General features: G+C 46.8%; 16 protein-coding genes. 12 read left to right on the top strand and 4 right to left on the bottom strand.

Annotated elements, in window-relative coordinates:
• The first annotated feature begins 138 nt into the window (after positions 1-138).
• The gene (locus SSED_RS14380) at positions 139-735 is read left to right on the top strand and encodes an HvfX family Cu-binding RiPP maturation protein (protein ID WP_012143085.1); all 597 of its coding nucleotides are present in this window, start codon (positions 139-141) and stop codon (positions 733-735) included.
• Positions 736-864: 129 nt separating this feature from the next.
• Positions 865-1,413: an NAD(P)H nitroreductase gene (locus SSED_RS14375; RefSeq protein WP_012143084.1), complete on the top strand. Its 549-nt coding sequence runs from the start codon at positions 865-867 to the stop codon at positions 1,411-1,413.
• Positions 1,414-1,505: 92 nt separating this feature from the next.
• Here the strand turns inward: SSED_RS14375 and SSED_RS14370 are convergent, their stop codons facing one another.
• Positions 1,506-2,240, bottom strand: coding sequence for an oxygen-binding di-iron domain-containing protein (locus tag SSED_RS14370; protein WP_012143083.1), 735 nt, complete (start codon positions 2,238-2,240; stop codon positions 1,506-1,508).
• A gap of 75 nt (positions 2,241-2,315) precedes the next feature.
• Positions 2,316-2,945: a hypothetical protein gene (locus SSED_RS14365; protein ID WP_012143082.1), complete on the bottom strand. Its 630-nt coding sequence runs from the start codon at positions 2,943-2,945 to the stop codon at positions 2,316-2,318.
• Between the two features lie 58 nt (positions 2,946-3,003).
• On the opposite strand from SSED_RS14365, the gene SSED_RS14360 reads away from it, so the two are divergent.
• The 10 genes from SSED_RS14360 (at position 3,004) to SSED_RS14310 (ending at position 14,141) form a co-directional block, all read left to right on the top strand.
• Entirely contained in the window at positions 3,004-3,531 is a 528-nt protein-coding gene (locus SSED_RS14360) for a GNAT family N-acetyltransferase (RefSeq protein WP_012143081.1), read from the top strand.
• Positions 3,532-3,632: 101 nt separating this feature from the next.
• Positions 3,633-4,232: a GNAT family N-acetyltransferase gene (locus tag SSED_RS14355; RefSeq protein WP_012143080.1), complete on the top strand. Its 600-nt coding sequence runs from the start codon at positions 3,633-3,635 to the stop codon at positions 4,230-4,232.
• Between the two features lie 285 nt (positions 4,233-4,517).
• The gene (locus SSED_RS14350) at positions 4,518-4,889 is read left to right on the top strand and encodes a hypothetical protein (protein WP_041422186.1); all 372 of its coding nucleotides are present in this window, start codon (positions 4,518-4,520) and stop codon (positions 4,887-4,889) included.
• A gap of 990 nt (positions 4,890-5,879) precedes the next feature.
• Positions 5,880-6,566, top strand: coding sequence for an ABC transporter ATP-binding protein (locus SSED_RS14340; RefSeq protein ID WP_012143077.1), 687 nt, complete (start codon positions 5,880-5,882; stop codon positions 6,564-6,566).
• Positions 6,556-7,587: an HlyD family secretion protein gene (locus SSED_RS14335; RefSeq protein WP_012143076.1), complete on the top strand. Its 1,032-nt coding sequence runs from the start codon at positions 6,556-6,558 to the stop codon at positions 7,585-7,587. Before SSED_RS14340 ends, SSED_RS14335 begins: the two co-directional genes overlap by 11 nt.
• Entirely contained in the window at positions 7,584-8,783 is a 1,200-nt protein-coding gene (locus tag SSED_RS14330) for an efflux RND transporter periplasmic adaptor subunit (RefSeq protein ID WP_012143075.1), read from the top strand. Before SSED_RS14335 ends, SSED_RS14330 begins: the two co-directional genes overlap by 4 nt.
• The gene (locus SSED_RS14325; protein ID WP_012143074.1) at positions 8,780-10,042 is read left to right on the top strand and encodes an efflux RND transporter periplasmic adaptor subunit; all 1,263 of its coding nucleotides are present in this window, start codon (positions 8,780-8,782) and stop codon (positions 10,040-10,042) included. The genes SSED_RS14330 and SSED_RS14325 overlap by 4 nt, the downstream gene beginning before the upstream one ends.
• On the top strand, positions 10,039-11,295 hold the full coding sequence (locus tag SSED_RS14320; RefSeq protein WP_012143073.1) for an ABC transporter permease: 1,257 nt from the start codon (positions 10,039-10,041) through the stop codon (positions 11,293-11,295). Before SSED_RS14325 ends, SSED_RS14320 begins: the two co-directional genes overlap by 4 nt.
• Positions 11,296-11,665: 370 nt before the next feature.
• Positions 11,666-12,730, top strand: coding sequence for a hypothetical protein (locus SSED_RS14315; RefSeq protein WP_012143072.1), 1,065 nt, complete (start codon positions 11,666-11,668; stop codon positions 12,728-12,730).
• 346 nt (positions 12,731-13,076) lie between these two features.
• Entirely contained in the window at positions 13,077-14,141 is a 1,065-nt protein-coding gene (locus tag SSED_RS14310) for a M43 family zinc metalloprotease (protein WP_012143071.1), read from the top strand.
• A 152-nt stretch (positions 14,142-14,293) separates the two neighbouring features.
• Here SSED_RS14310 and SSED_RS14305 read toward each other — a convergent pair whose 3' ends face one another.
• Together SSED_RS14305 and SSED_RS14300 are read right to left on the bottom strand one after the other, a co-directional pair.
• Positions 14,294-15,526, bottom strand: coding sequence for an iron-containing alcohol dehydrogenase (locus SSED_RS14305; protein ID WP_012143070.1), 1,233 nt, complete (start codon positions 15,524-15,526; stop codon positions 14,294-14,296).
• A 533-nt stretch (positions 15,527-16,059) separates the two neighbouring features.
• Positions 16,060-16,965: a SphA family protein gene (locus tag SSED_RS14300; protein WP_012143069.1), complete on the bottom strand. Its 906-nt coding sequence runs from the start codon at positions 16,963-16,965 to the stop codon at positions 16,060-16,062.
• Between the last annotated feature and the right edge of the window lie 43 nt (positions 16,966-17,008).

Genomic DNA, 17,008 nt, shown 5'->3' with positions numbered 1-17,008 from the left:
CCTAATCCTGTATTTCCTAAATCAAATTGGCTGCAACCCCCAGTTGTTTCGTAGGTGTTGTTATAAAGTTGGTGTTAGGTGAAAGATATTTTGTCTCGTGATGGTCTATTCTGACAATAGTGATAAAAAGGATTAGATATGCCACTCGTTAAACTATATCAAAAATTTGTAGGGTTACTTCAATACGTTGAAGGTCTGGCTCCTTTGGCGCTCAGACTCTATCTTGCGCCAGTGTTGATGCAGGCTGGATACAACAAGTTATCGCATTTTAGTGATACTGCCGCCTGGTTTGGTAATCCTGATTGGGGGCTTGGCCTGCCTATGCCTGAGGTGATGGTGGGACTCGCTGCCGGCACCGAATTTTTCGGTGGAATACTCCTGATCCTGGGATTAGCCACACGCCTGATCTCTATTCCTTTAATGGTCACTATGTTAGTCGCCGCATTTTCGGTTCACTGGGAGAACGGTTGGTTGGCCATCGCTGATGTTAACTCCTGGCTTGCCAACGAGCAGGTTCTCGCTGCGGGAGATAAATTGGCTAAAGCCAAAGAGCTGTTACAGGAAAATGGTAATTATGAGTGGCTGACGAGCTCGGGGAATTTCGTGGTGTTAAATAACGGAATTGAGTTTGCTATTACCTATCTCATCATGTTGATGGCGCTGCTCTTTATGGGCGGAGGACGTTACACCAGCCTGGATTATTTTGTCGACAGGTATTTTAATAAGAGAAATTAAACTTCCTTTTTCTCTGTCATGATAACATTTTTGTAAATCCCACCATTTTGGTGGGATTTACGTTTAAACCTTTGTTATTCTGTTTTTAAATAGACAACCGATACCAATCGGTATAACAAGGACAGCATCTTGGACGCTATCGAATTACTGCTAACCCGTCAGTCATCTCCTCGTCTTGTAGCACCTGGTCCCGACGAGACTCAATTAAAAAACATTTTGGATGCGGCCGTGAGGGTTCCCGACCATGGGGGCCTCACGCCATGGGAGTTTATTATCGCTCAGGGAGAAGGTTTATCCCGACTGGGTGAGGCCTTCCTCAATGCCGTGATAAAAAAAGGGGGGGATGAGACCCTGCAAGGTAAGGTGAAAGGGATGCCGCTACGTGCGCCTATGGTTATCGTGGTGGTGGCCAAACCAAAACCACACCCTAAGGTGCCTGAGTTTGAGCAGCTACTTGCAGCGGGCTGCGCGACGATGGCCATGCAACAGGCGGCTTTTGCTCAAGGGCTTGGTGGCATATGGCGTACCGGCGATATGGCATTCGATAAGCATCTTCATCAAGCGCTGGGCCTCGAGGGGAGTGATCAAATTGTCGGCTTTCTGTATCTGGGGACTCCCGCACTGAAGGCACCGATAAAAGCGAAACGAGAGGGGGCACATTTTGTTCGTTATCTCTGATTTTTATTTCGGCTGATAATTAGGCAATAAAAATGCCCGGTTGATTCTCATAAACCGGGCGTTTTTATTGCTAAGTTTGGTGTTGTATCGCGTTAAGAGCCCGCTTTCCCTACATCCAGTTGTTCAAACCAATCCAGAAATTGAGTGACCTGCTCCCCTCTGAATATGCGCCCATGCTGAGGGCACATAAACTCAATGTCGAGCTTTCTGACTCTCTCTATCCACTCATTTTTTGCACGGTTTGAGGGCATCCAGCGTTGATGGAAGAATTTCATCTTCTTGGTATGGGCCTCGAAGTCATCGACGAAGATATCGACATCGTGAGCTTCCAGTGCGGCACCAACGTCACCACACATCAAGACTCTGGCGGCAGGATCATATACATGCATATTTCCGGAGGAGTGCAGATAGTGTGCGGGGATAAAATGTATTTCAACTTGATCCAACGCTAAACGACTTCCTTCATCGGGTATCGGTTCATAACTGATATTACTCATGCCAAAATGTCTGATAAAACTCTCCCAAAGCCAAGGAGAATAGAGCTTTGCGTTGGGTAGAGTCTGATCCCAGAGCCCGAGGGATGAGATGATGTCAGGGTCCTGATGGGAAGCAAAGAGGTGGGTGAGCTGCTCGAGCGGAATATGTTTAACGATATTGGCTAACATGGGGGCAAATAACTCGACCCCTCCAGGATCCATCAACAGGGCTTTCTTGTCAGTGACTAGCATATACTGATTTGTATCTATGATTTTTTCCGACTTTTCCGGATCCCGGCCAAAGTAGATCCATTTATGAGTGGGTGTTTCAACGATAAGCTGACTCTTCATCTATTATGCTTCCCTGTCTGTGTGACTGAAATCGAGTTGATTACTTTGTTTATGAGCTTAGTGTATGAACTTAGTTTATGCGGCTTCTTGTCCGCTTGAACCATCGAAAAGTGCGATGGCATTATCGACTCGTTGCCGGATCAGGTTGGCAACATTGTCGACGCGATTGGCGACATCGTTAAAGGTTGCCTGATTGGCGACATCGACCCGACACGCTTCAATTCTGCATATGGATGCGAGTATGTTGGCGGTTCTCAGGTTTCTCTTTAATTCATGGAGCTGCACCTCCATTTGGTTGATGAGATGCTGAAATGAATGTTGCAGTTGTTGATAATTTTTTGATGTCTTCTCGACGGCAGGTGCGATGGTCGATGCAAATTTTGCCTCATGAGCATTTTTCTTCGCTTTCTCAAAGTGCTTAAGTGCTGTCGCTGCTCTAGCGGTATCGGCAGCTAACTTACTGGCCTTGTGAGCCAGATTGTTAATGTCAGTTGCGGCTTTCATCGTGTAACAGGCCAGGTCATCGATGAAACCGGTTAAGGCCTTAAACCCCAACGCGGCGTTACCTACCCGGGATGATGCAGCCTGGGCATTGCTCGCGGTAAGATTGATCTGTTTGCAGTAGGTTAATGTATGGTTGAGTTCGGCAGCGACAACGGCTGCAATGACGTAATATTGGCTGACTTGAGTGCGTTTCCTTGACATAGTTCGCTGCTTCCTCTGCTGGACTGAACAAAGTATAGTCTAATTATTTCATGTCAATATGTTGGAAATTCATTTGATTGTATTGGAAACATCCAGGTTAATTTTGCGCCATGTAGAGATTGCAGATGCAGATTTTATTTTGAGTTTACTCAATACTCAGGGATTTCTTGAGAATATTGGTGATAGAGGAGTCAGGGACCTTTTACAGGCTGAAACCTATCTACTCGATGGTCCACTGGCCAGCTATCATCAGAATGGTTACGGCCTCTATCTCGTTGAGCTAAAAGAGAGTGGTGAACCGATAGGTCTCTCCGGCTTGGTGAAAAGACCACTGTTTGACAGTCCCGACCTAGGCTATGCACTCTTGCCTGCGTATTGGGGGAAAGGCTTTGCGGTAGAGTCAGCTAAAGCCGTACTCCTTCATTGTAAAGTACTAGGGCTCAGGCGGGTGCTGGGTATAGTGAGTCCCGGTAACGAGGCATCACTTTCGGTGTTAGAAAAAGTCGGAATGTCTTATAAAGAGAACATACTCTGGGAGGAGGATAATTCGGAAGTACTCATCTATGAGATCGCTATCGACTCGTGAAGTCAGTCGTCAATTGTGTTAACTTTATTGATATAAATCAAAGTTGTTGTTTTTTTAACACGGTTTTTCAATTTTTGCCTAATCGAAACAGGGAGAGTGTTGTGAAGAGTGAAGTTCATGCTGAGTGTTTATCCGGAGAACATATTCTGCTCGAACCATTGAGTTTAGAGCATATTCCCGCGCTTTCTCTGGCGGTCTCAGACGGAGAACTTTGGCAGTTATGGTACACGAGCGCCCCTCATCCTGATGAGATGAAAGAGTATATTGAAACGGCATTAGCCGCAGAGGAAAGAGGAGAAGCATTATCTTTTGCCGTACGGGATAAACTTTCCGGTGAGATCATCGGCTCGACGCGGATCTGCAATTGGGATCAGGCAAACAGGCGTTTGGAAATAGGTTATACCTGGTATGCCAAGCGCGCACAAAGAACCAGTGCTAACACAGAGGCAAAGCTGTTAATGCTGGAGTATGCTTTTGAAACGTTAGATGTCATGGCGGTGGAGTTTAGAACCCACTGGCATAATCAAGCCTCAAGAGAAGCCATCACGCGTCTCGGTGCTAAACAAGATGGTGTACTGAGAAATCATAAATTGCTAAGTGACGGTACCGTCAGAGATACGGTGATCTATTCGATCATTGATAGCGAATGGGCTGCGGTGAAACAGAATTTGAAGTTCAGGATGCAGAAATATCAAATGTGATTGGTATTGTGGTTATCGCGCCTCTTCTAAGCCTGCTCTATTCGATCCTTAAACTGGATCAGCGACTCCATCAGACAACTTTTAATATCCTCACCTTGAAATTAAGTGAGGACTAAAGTAAAAATATTAACAATAAGTATTATCAATAACTGTCATCAATAACTGTTATCAATGATAAATAACAATTGCAGCAAGGGATCCTAAATGCAAACTTCAGCTTCTTACTTACAGACGGCAAACAAATCCGGAGTCAGGAATGGCTTACTCCTTCTCTCTCTATCCCTTATGGTTCAACTGCCGGCGGTTGCAGCGCCAATGGCTTCAGAGGCCGAAATTGCGTTTAATCATGAAGTGCTCGAGTGTGCATCCTATTACCAAATTAGCTCGGATGCGATCTCACAGATGAATGCCCCACAGATGAAAGTCGTCGGTGAGCGTTTGTTGCACTCTTCACAGGATGCGATAGCGCTGGCAGAGAAATATCAGAGTAAAGATCAAGTCGCAGATACCCTATCGAGTATCAGAGAAAAGCAGCTGGCATCACTACCCAATAGTAAAAGTTTAGGGGGCTTGATGGGGAAATATAAAGACAGATGTAAGTCTCTGCTCGCCGAACCTCAAAAACGACTCGATTATTGGACCATGGCCACCATGTAGAGTTTGCTTGTTCTCCCACCTATAGATATAGGCGGCCTTATTAAGCATTACCTTATCTGATAGACGATAAAATTTATTTGAAAGATTTAGATTCACTCTCCTGTCTATTAGGCAAGGTCAACCAATTAATGAGCGAAGGGAAGGTTAGATAATTTCCATGAATCTATATTTTATAGCTGCTGCGGGGATGGGGCTTCTTGCCTGTATTGGACATTTTACTTATGGTGTTAAACATTTTTTAACCCCCATGTTGAATGCTCAGTTTGAACTTGTGGCTAAAACTGTTTTACATTGCTTTTTTCACTATTTATCTGTTTTTCTTGTGTTATCGACCTTGGTGCTAGCATCATGTGGCTTCGAAATAGTGTCTAAAATGCAAGGGTTGAGCCTTGTCTTGTTTGTGGCGTTAAACTTTGGCATATTTGCCATTTGGCAGATCTATATTGCCTTTGTTAGCGATATAAAAGCACCATTCAAACACCTTTTTCAGTGGGCCCTTTTTTTAGGGATCGCGACTTTGAGCCTGATGGGAGTGTACCTCTAACTGTTCACCTGGTTAATCAATCTGATTAACCTTTGCAACATCCTTTCTTTATTTATTGCAGTTAGTTGAGAGTCATTCTTAACTAATTGCAAATTAATTAAATTCAATTGCTATTTCATTCACATGTCTGTCAATCTGTTGTTCAATTTCTCTGATACATTTTCTATTTATCCTGAACTCCGATGCCTATTTTAGGTCGAAACTGGGTTGGCAGATATTCGTATCTGTGAAGGCCCTAATGCAGGGGCTAATGTTGGATCAAGGGTGGATGAGTCATTTTCAAGATTTGAAGCGTTAGCAGATAAAGGGTTAACCGATAGTTGTGACTAATGGATGAGTTATATACCCAAGCTACCTCAAGATACTGAATCCTGCATCTTGAAGTGGTTTGGGTATAGTTACTCGTTTTTTGTAGAGCTGAACATGGGTGTTAGTAAGAGATTCTTATGATAAAAGTGAGCGGATTAAAAAAAAAATACCGGATGGGAGAGACCTCTGTTTTCGCCCTCAGGGGGGTAGATTTTACCATCAATGAAAATGAGTTTGTCGCGATTATGGGGCCCTCAGGCTCCGGCAAATCGACACTGATGAATATCATAGGTTGTTTGGATAAACCCAGTGAAGGGAGTTATCAGCTTAATCAACAAGAGGTCGCAAGCTTAGACGATGATGCCCTGTCGGCAGTGCGTAATAAGGAGATAGGCTTCGTCTTTCAAAGTTTTCATCTTTTACCCAGGATGACCGCACTGCAAAATGTCTTGTTGCCACTGCGTTTTTCTAACCCTCCAAATGATGACAGAACCTATGCCAGTGAACTATTAACACGGGTGGGACTCGGTACCAGGCAAGAGCACCGCCCAAACCAGCTTTCCGGTGGGCAAAGGCAGCGAGTCGCCATCGCACGTTCGTTAGTCAATCGCCCCACAATCCTACTCGCAGATGAGCCGACCGGGGCGTTAGACAGCAAGACATCGGTTGAGATCATGGCACTGTTTACCGAGCTGCATAAGGCCGGCCAGACCATTATCTTAGTGACTCATGAAGAGGAGGTCGCAGCCTATGCGCAGCGGGTGATACGTATGCGTGATGGAAATATTGTTGAGATTGAGCAGCGAGGTGAGTATGCGGCTTAATCGCAATCCCGGGGGAGTAAGCCGATGTCAGACCATGCTGATGGCCGCGCTTTTACTGTCTTTTATCCAAATGTGCGTAGCGAGTGAAGATATTGGTACAGCCTCGAGCAAACAGATGGTGCCTGAACGCCTGTTATTGACAGGTAAGATATCATCGGTGAAATCACAGTCCTTTATGGTGCCCAAAGCCGGTGATGCCTGGCGCTATCAAATTCAATGGATGTTGCCCGAAGGCTCGATAGCGACGCCGGGTGATACCGTGGTTATCTTCGATAAGAGTCAGCTCGCCAATCAAATTGAGCAGTTAGAGGCCAGTCTGCTGCGGGTGACGGCTCAAGAGCAGAGTCAGTCTATCGAGCTGACCTCGAGCGTATTACAGGCCAAATTTGATCTTAAACAGAAAGTATCAGAGCTCGATAAGAGTCAGCTCGATGCCGATGTTCCCGCCGATTATATCGCTGCCAAAGATTATGCCGAAAATCAGTTTAATTTGATGAAGGCAAAAAGTGAGTTATCTAAGGCCAGGCAATCCCTTAAAGAGGTATTAGACAGACAAACGGCAAGTAAGGCCCAGTTGGCCATAGATAAAAACCGTGCAAACCTCGAGTTGGCACAAGCCCTGAATGGTTTAGAGCAGTTAGCGCTGAAAGCCGAAATAAAAGGTCCGCTGCTCTATAGCAGCGATCCCTGGTCGCAAAAGAAGTATGCCGTTGGCGATACGGTGCAGATAGGCAGGCAGATAGCGAGCCTGCCAGCCATGGAAGAGTTAGAAGTTGTGGCGTGGGTGAATGAGGTCGATGTCGATAAAATCGCTATCGGACATCCTGTGACATTACGATTAGATTCACAATCTGATATCAGTTTTAGTGGTGACATTAAGCTCATTGGCCGACAGGCTCAGAAGCAGGTCGCCTGGGGCAGCAGTAACTGGTTTAAGGTGGAGATCCGTTTTGAGCCGGATGAGCGAGTCAAAATCATCCCCGGAATGAGTGTATTAGTCACCGCAGCGGGGCAGATATGATGGTTTCTACAATGAATAACAAGCGTCACACTCGACTCAGGCGACTCCTCCCGGCAGTAACGCTACTCATGCTGAGCGGCTGTGGCGGCGCGGCCGTGACCAGCGTGGAGCGAGGGGTATTGAGCCAGAGTATCGATGTCACGGGTGAGCTTGTCTCGGCCGATACCATCTCCATGATGCCGCCATCGCTGCGCCGGGTGTGGCAATACCAGGTTAAACAACTGGCACCGGAAGGCTTAGAGGTTAATCAGGGCGACATGGTCGCTCAACTGGATACTTCGGAGCAGACTCAACGTCTCTCGGTCAAGACGGCCAAGCTTGAGGCAACGATTCAAGATATTGAAACCTCTAAGTTACGCAATGCAAAAAGGCTGGAGGAGTTGAGGCTCGAACTGGCGGAAGCACGGATGAACTTTGAGAAGGCCCAGAGAAAATTCAAACTCTCCGATGACACGGTTGCCGCAATCGACAAAATAAAATATGAAAAAGATGCAGAGATCGCGAAAGATAGAGTCGTTCTGACCGAACAGAAGCTGGATCTCGAGGCCCAAAGTGCCAGACAGAGAGAGGCGATGTTGATGGGAGACCAGCAAAAATTTGCCTCAGAGGTCGATGCGCTCAAACGTGGGATCGCATCCCTGACTCTGATTGCGCCGAGAGCCGGAATGGTGGTGTACGGCAATGACTCTCAAGGTAATAAGATCAAAGAGGGTCAGTCTGTGTTTATGGGTGATGCGGTCTTGAGTATTCCCGATCTCAATAATATGCAGGTGAATATGACTATTCCAGAGGTCGAGGCGAGGCGGGTAAAGCTGGGTCAGACACTGAAAATTCGTCTCGATGCCAACCCGGATCGTCTCTTTAGCGGAAAGATCATCGAGCTCGGCGCTGTTTTTCGTAATAAAAACCAGGATATTCCTTTGGTTATCTTCGACGCTGTCGCCAGCATAGATGAGGCTGATACCGAACTGATGCGACCGGGCATGACCGCTAAGATATCGATAGATATTGCCAACGATGAAGAGCAACTGCTGCTGTCGTTGGATGCGGTGCATTATGATGCCGGTCAAGCTTACGTATTAACGCCGGGTCTGTTTGGTGAATCAAAACAAAGCGTGACATTAGGCGCGATAGGCAAGGAGCTGGTGTCAGTCACTTCCGGCCTCGAAGTGGGTCAGGAGGTGCTATTGCCATGATAGCCATATTCACACTAAAACAAACAGGAATGGGTACCACGGGTTGGGGGGTATCATCTCAGCTATCTAAGGCAATAGCCTTAATCGGGCTCTTGAGCTTGTCTGCCTGCAGTCAACAGGCCGCCGATGGGGTGTTGACTATGGATGTACAACGCTCCGACTTTAATGTCGAGATCCCTGCCGTTGGTGAGTTAGAGGCCAGTCAGTCGACCGCGGTGACTGTGCCGTCGGGTCTGCGAGGTCCTCAATCATTAGCCTGGATCCTGGATAACTTTACGCCGGTTAAGGAAGGTGATGTTGTTGCACGTATGGATCCTACCCGGGAGACCTATCGTCTTAAGATGGAGCAGTTTGATTTCGATAAGCTAGGTTACGACAGTCAGATACAGACAGAGAAAGACAGGACGATCAGCCAGACACTGTCGACCGGAACGGAAATGACGAGCCGGGAAAAGGCGTTGGCCGAACGTTATTTCAGTGAAGATGAACGCGTCTACACTAAGATCGAGATTATCGATCAGATGCGAAATCAAGATTACCTGGTCGCCAAGATGCACTATTTCGATTGGGGACTGGATAAACATGGTTCTCAAGCCCAAGCGGAACAGGAGCTTATTAAGCTCAAGCAGAAAGGGCACTCGGCAAAGATTAATCGTTTCGAAAACAATCTAAACCAGATGGAGATCACCGCTCCCCACGATGGACTCTTCGTCTATCAAGCGGGTTGGGATGGCGCATCTCCTGTGGTTGGCGACATGATGTGGTCTGGCTTCCCCATCGGTCTGCTACCCGATACCTCGGTGATGCAAGCCAAGCTCTACGTACAGGAGTCTGAAGCGGCGGGGCTCTCTATCGGGAAAAAAGCGACCGTCTATCTCGACGCCTACCCGGACAGAGCGTTCATGGGTAAGGTGACCCAGCTCGATGCATTGGCTAAGCCCAAAGAGAAAGACAGTCCGGTGAATTACTTCCAATTTACTATCAGCCTTGACCATACCGCTGCCGATATCATGCAGCCGGGTCGCCAGGTAAGGGCGCAGGTACACTCTCTCAACCTGGAAGATGTGGTGACCGTGCCCAATCAGGCGCTGTTTCAAAAAGAGGGACAATATTGGGTCTACCTGAAAACCGCTAAAGGTTTCATCAAGCAGGCGGTCACTCCGGGTAGCCGCAGCCTGAATCGTACCGTTATCGCTGATGGATTAGTCTCAGGCGATGTTATCGCCCTGACAACGCCGCCGAAAAGGAGTCGGGTATGAGCATCGTCAATGAGAGCAGAGTCTATATCGAGGGTATCAAGCAAGCCTTCGATGAGATGCGTCACCATAAGCTTCGCACCGCACTAACTTTGCTGGGTATGATCTTCGGGGTCGGCGCCGTGATTGCCATGTTGAGTGTCGGTGAAGGTGCCGAGCGTGAGGCCCTTAAGATGATCGAATCTATGGGGGTCAGAAACCTGGTTGTTAACGCCAGACTCGCCGATGGCGAGGCGCTGAAATCGATTCGTGAGCACAGTATTGGCCTTAGCTTAAGAGATGTAGAAAGCGCTAAGGATACTCTGCCATTTGTTGAAAGCTGGAGTGCCCAGAAGCAGGTAAAAACCTTCAGCCTGTTTAGTCTCGAGGGGCGCAGTGACGCACAAGTCAAAGGTGTGACCCCGAGTTACTTCTCGCTCAGTGCACTGAAACTCAGCGGTGGGAAAGCCTTCGATAGTACCGATGAGAGCCATTATCGACAAGTTGCTGTGCTCGGGCCTGAAGCGGCGAGAAGCCTGTTTCCTCAGGGGCAAGCTATCGGCAGTGTGATCAAGATAAATCATCAGTGGTTTACCGTGGTTGGCGTGTTAACCGACGCCGAGAGTGGCAAGTCAAAGATACAGGGGGTGAAGCTGGGCGGTGAACGTAACCAGGTCTTTATTCCATTGGCGACGGCGCTGAAGAAGATGAACTTTAAGTCACTGGAAGATGAGTTGGACTCGTTTAAGGTTTCAATTACTGAAAATGTGGATCCGTCACTTGCAGCTAAGAGTCTGCGCCACCTGATTAATCGCCGCCACGGCGGTGAAAAAGACTATGACATTGTGGTGCCGGCGGATCTGTTGGCGCAGCATCAGAAGACTCAGCAGATCTTCAATATCGTTATGGCCTGTGTCGCCGGGATCTCCTTGCTGGTTGGCGGCATAGGGATCATGAATATCATGTTAGCTACCATCATGGAGCGCACGGGCGAAATTGGTTTGTTGCGGGCTCTGGGAGCGAGGCGTAAAGATATTGCCCGTCAGTTCTTAATCGAGAGCATCGCGATCTCGGCGACGGGAGGCATCATTGGCATAGGTGTCGGTTTGCTGCTTGCCGTGGTGATATCGGCGGCTGCCGGTTGGCCTGTAGCCTGGTCACCCTTTGCCATCATTCTTGCGCTCGGTGTCTGCATGACAATCGGTGTCGGTTTTGGTCTGTATCCTGCCAAGAAAGCCGCCAGATTAGACCCGATTGTCGCCCTGCAACGAGATTAATAACCTCTTATGTTCTCCATTATACCGGTTGGTATAATGGAGAGCTTAATTTAAGCCAAGCCAATTCAAGCAAGACAATTCAAGCCAATTCAAGACAGGCAAGCCTCGCTCCTCTTTTTACTCTCTCAATCCCCGGCTAACCATCACAATCAGAAATGTTCTGATGATTAGCGAGTGCTTTATAAGCAGAGCCTGAACACCTTTTAGACACTTGCAAAAATGACGTTTGAAATTCCGGCAAAAGCGCTCGGTTGCTTATGTTTTATAAGGGCATAACCGATTTTTTGATATATCCTTACGCACCATTTTTTTGCCTGACGATCCCGTTGACAGGTTTTGAGCACACCGCTCACCGATAAAGAAGTCCGTTATGTTTTACACCGAAAACTCAGCCGTTAGATACCCGAAAGGGAATTTTGCCATGTGGAGCGTATATAGCTTTACGGGGGCATCCATCCTCGCCTCAATCGTCTTCTCCATGTTGTTATTTTTGTCCATCGATGACGATCCCTTTATGCAGGTGATGTTTGGCTCTCTTGCTGTGATTTTTGAGTTGGGTAAATTCTTCGCCTGGTATGAAGTCGGCGAACGCCAGGCACGGCGTAACTATAGCGGGATGATATTTGCTTTAGTCTTCTATGCCGTACTGGCTGCCATCTCCATAGGTGGTTCGGTGGGGGGAATAAACAGCGCTACCAATAAGGCTCAGGAACATGCAAATGTCCACCAGAGCAAAGTGAACGCTTACAACATGCAGATTGAGTCGATAGAGAAGCAGATCGAACTTAATAACGTTGCGGCTGAGAAATATATTCAGATGGAGCGTATCGCAACGGGTGTGAAGCGTATTCAAAAAGAGAACGATAAACTCAGGAGCGAGCAGCAGCGCTTAGCGATGGAGCGCGACAGCCTGCCTCTGATAAGTCAGGGTTCTGTCATCGGCTTAATCGATAGTTTGGCCAACTCCCTGAATGTATCGGCGCAGACAGCACAACTTGGCTTAGTGGTGTTTCTGTCGGTACTGCTCGACTTCTTTGCCGCCTTCTTCGTCGGACTCATAGGTGAAGAGAACCGTTTCAGATATCAGTTCCGCCACACTAACCCGGTCACCATAGAGGGGTTAACTTTGCAGGAGATGAAGGCACCTGATCTGCTCAGTCACTTCAAACCCCATGAAGCCAGTTCGATGCAATATGCCAGCGAAATAGAAGATGTTACTGCTGCGCCCGTAACGCCAAAGAGCGCCTATGAACTTACGATTGATGCATTGAGCACAAATCAGGTTAATTGCAGTAAGCGCGCGGTCAGTAAATACCTCAATATCTCTACCGATGAGGTGGATCAGATATTTAGCCAACTGTTTAGCGAAGGGATTGTCAGTAAGAAACCCAACAACCACTTTCAGTGGCATGGTGTGAGTGAGTCCATTGCTTAGTTATTGATTTATAATACGACTTTGCCAGCCGGTTGGGAACACTTGGGCTGGTTGAGTCGTCCTTTCTCACCTTTCTCACCTTTCTATAATCCTCTTCATTTTTACTGCCTTCTCAGATTAACCGAACGCTAATTTAGTCATCATGCTTTACAAAGTATCTTTGATCTGTATATTGAATATTGGATATTTTATCTGATTTGGTCGCAGAACAGATAATGCAGTCATTCAATACCGCTGTGGGGAGTCGTTACTCTGCTGCAGTGCTCACCTACAACTCCTTGCTTTAAATGATTTTCATAAAATGTTTAACAAGGCAGGTTTAAAAACAATAAGAGAAACTATTGATATGATAAATAAACTGACCCTTTCGATCTGTGCCGTGCTGATAGGTACATCTTCATACGCACAGGCTAAGCAGCCCGAGTTCGCCGCTCACCACTGTAAAGCAGCAGAAATTAATGCCCAGCACTATAGGAATTTTCCCGATGCCTTACTGGAAGCTCAAGCGCGGCAAGAGAGCATAACCGCAGTAAAACAGGCGAGGCGGGATAACCGTCACCAGACTGGTGAGAGTGTTACCGGTGTAGATATGTTGGCGATTTCAGACTCTCCCGGATATGTCATTCCTGTGGTATTTCATGTCTATGGCACGGTTCATAATGGTGACACGGTTACTGATGCCGTCATCCTGGATGCGTTATATAAAACCAATGAAGACTTTCAAGGCCAGACTGCGGATTACGCCGATATCGATCCTGAGTTTACCGGTGTTAAAGACAGCCTGAATGTCGAATTTCGTCTAGCCAGTATTGACCCTGACGGTAATCCGACCTCGGGTATCGTCTATCATCCGAACTCTTCGGGGGCTGGTAACTATTCCAGCAGCGATGTGAAGAATGATCATTGGGATAACTATAAGTACATGAATGTGTATATTCAAAATGATCTCTATGCCGATGGTGTGACCAATAACTCAGGGGTGGCCTGGTACCCTGACTCTGGCATGTCTGACGATGGCTTGGCCCGAGTCACCTACAATGGGGCTTATCTGGGCACGAACACAGATGAGAACTTTCGCTCTGTGCTAACCCATGAATTTGGCCACTTCCTCGACTTGATCCATACCTTCGAAGGCGGATGTAAGCGAGGCGCGGCCAAGCGTTGTGGTAAAACCGGAGATAAGAGCTGTGATACGCCCCAGCAAAATAGCTGGCAGATGAACCCGGGAGATGGTGGGATCTTAAACTGTCTGGGTGAGACGATTAACTGGCAGAACTTTATGGCCTATTCGGATCAGTATGCTAATTACACTCAAGATCAGGTTGACCGTATGGTTAACGGCTTAGCCAGCCCGGCACGTCAAACACTCTGGTCTGTATCTAACCTGGTGGCAACCGGTACCGCCGATTGAACCTTGTTGCCATGCTGTCTATAAAATAAGTTACGGAAAATTTTGACCGCAAGGATGCGGTTTTTTATCTCATCCCCCGAGCATTTTACTTTCAATAGCAACTGATACACTCAAGCTCATCGTCAAACGTTAATCTTGCGCATGCACTCAGGTTATGACACCAGCATCTGTCCGATAAGTTTCTCACATTGTGTTTGATCCATATACTTAGGCACTGGATAGTTAAAATGCGCCTCTTTGAGTGCCGCTTGGGCGATCTCTGCCACATCCTCAATCTTTAACGCATCGAGCTGTGAAGAAATTCCATATTCCTTCAACATACTTCGAATGTGATCGATAAATAGTTGAGCCAGTTCTTTATCTGAGTCTCCAGCAGTTCCTAATCCACAAACTCGTGATAATTTGGCCAAACGCGGTGCGATTTCGGCCTTTGAATATTCGAGTACATATGGCAATACAATAGCATTAGCCAAGCCATGCGGTATGCCATACTTTGCCCCCAGATTATGAGATATTGCGTGAACATAACCTAAACTCGCTTTCGTAAACGCCAAACCCGCATAGTAAGACGCCATTGCCATATTCTGCCGAGCCTCAAGATTGGTTCCATTGTGGACAACGATTGATAAATTTTGACTAATCAATTTCGTCGCAGCAATGGCATAGGCATCGGTATCGGAAGAGGCGTTCATCGAGATAAACGCTTCAACCGCATGGGTTAATGCATCCATGCCCGTCGCGCTCGTCACATGAGCGGGCAAACCTGTCATTAACGATGCATCCAGTGATGCCATCATAGGGACGAGTTTGGGATCTATGAGTGGTGTCTTTTTATGAGTGACTGGATCGGAAACCACAGCAGCTATGGTGACTTCAGAGCCCGTTCCCGCAGTCGTCGGAATTGCAAATAAGGGGGCTGGGGCTTTCCAAACTTTAAATAGACCTGTTAATTTTTTTATCTCGCGATGGTTATTAACCCGGGCGGCAATAACCTTAGCCGCATCGATCGGAGAGCCACCGCCTACAGCCAGGATTGCATCGCAGCCACTACTTTTATATAGGGCTAAACCAGATTCTACCTGCGCGTAATTCGGATCGGGAAGTACCCCATCATATACGGCAAATTGAACATTGTTGTCCGTTAACTTCTGTTGAATATTGTCTAGAAGGCCTAGCTTGATCAGAACCGTGTCGGTAACAATCAACACCTTACTAGTTCCCATCTGAGCGATAGCTTCACACAGTTTCAATGAGGAACCGGAACCGGTAAACAGCGTTGGCTTAGGCATCGGAATGATCTTGGCTGCTGTTTTTAAAACATTCATATAGCCCTTGTAGGCGATAACCTGAAGAGAAAATATCATACTTTTAGTATTTTTATTCATAGTGAATGTCCCGGTATTAATACCTGTTCATTGTTCTGGTAGGGCTATGCCAGATACCAAAAAACTTAATAATTTTCAATGAATATCCACGGATATCCATCAGTGTGCCGAGTATCTACTCTAACAGGTTAAGAGACGTTGAGAAGTGAAATTGAAAAATGAGTTCAGAGGCTGGCGAGTTTCTTGCGATAGAAGCAAATTACGATTTTTGACTGATAAAATAAGCAAGTACAAATATAAATATATACATCTCTGATCATTTATATCTGTAAGTCATAATGTTGATTGCCCCAATGGTTGTAAGGTGAGACATAAGAGAGGGGGCTGAAGTGGCCAATCAGATATCGAGGTGGTTTATCTTTAGATAGAAGACGGCGTGAGCCGTCTTCTATGGTGGAGTGATTTACCAATTTTGAAGGGAGAAGACTGTTATCACAGTTACCCTAACGGTGATTGGTTTATTCAGAGGTTGTTTTAAAGTAAAAGTTATCGGTTTGTCTTAAAACTTGTACTCCGATTATTTCAAGACTTTTTTATAAAGGTAAGCTCATTTTAAGCCATAACTTGTTACCTTCCGGCCTGTTTTCGACCCATATCTCCTCCTGATATTTGGCTTCGATGCTCAAACCGGCAAGATCATATTTCACGCTTGGGCCTATCGCCAGTACCTGTCCCTTGTTGCCATCGGGGTCGGTAACCCCCGCGCCACTGTCTGAGGTTGTTTGCTTGTAAACGTAACCGCCGACACCTAATGTCCAGGGACCTGTGTGGTATGCCACTGCGTAGTCAACATGAAACTCCTGACCGGATTTGTAATCGGTATCGCTATTCTCGGTATTAAAGTCGTACATAAACTTACCCGACAACTCCAGCCCATAGTCAGTGATATAGGTCGCTGCAAAAACAGGCTCAATTGTCCAATAGTTTCGACCCAAATTAGCCAGGTTGTGCTTGTCATAATCTCCGGTTGGAACGACAAACTCCAGGCCTGTGGCAACATGCCAGTTTTTTGAATGCCAGGCGAGAACAAGCGGCGAAAATGCAATGTCCCCCAAACCACTCTCAGTGCTGCTGATAGTACCGGCAGGTGAATGGGTATCCAGCATGGCGCTGACATGGAGCAGTGGCACAACCATGTAGGTTCCGTAATCGGCACCGAACAGCTTATGTTCTGTCATATAAACAAAACGGGAGACATTCGCCGACACATCGAGTTTCAGATCGACAGGCAGTTGCGCACCATCGGCGTTATAGTGAGTCGCGTAGTTGACGTAATAAAATCCCGGAGGCGGCAAAGCCCCCGCCATGATGCCTTCCGCACCGTTAGGGTAAGCGCCACCACCACCTTCGGTTGCACTGGCGAAACCAGTTAATAGTCCTCCAACACCAGCGCTAAGCAGTAATATATTAAGGATATTTTTAGACAATTTATTATGCATTTTATTGTTATTCCTGAACATGATAAATGATTCAGGGAGGGGC

The organism is Shewanella sediminis HAW-EB3 (assembly GCF_000018025.1).
GTDB classification, from domain to species: Bacteria; Pseudomonadota; Gammaproteobacteria; order Enterobacterales; family Shewanellaceae; genus Shewanella; species Shewanella sediminis.
This window is presented reverse-complemented; position numbering and strand designations above follow the sequence as displayed.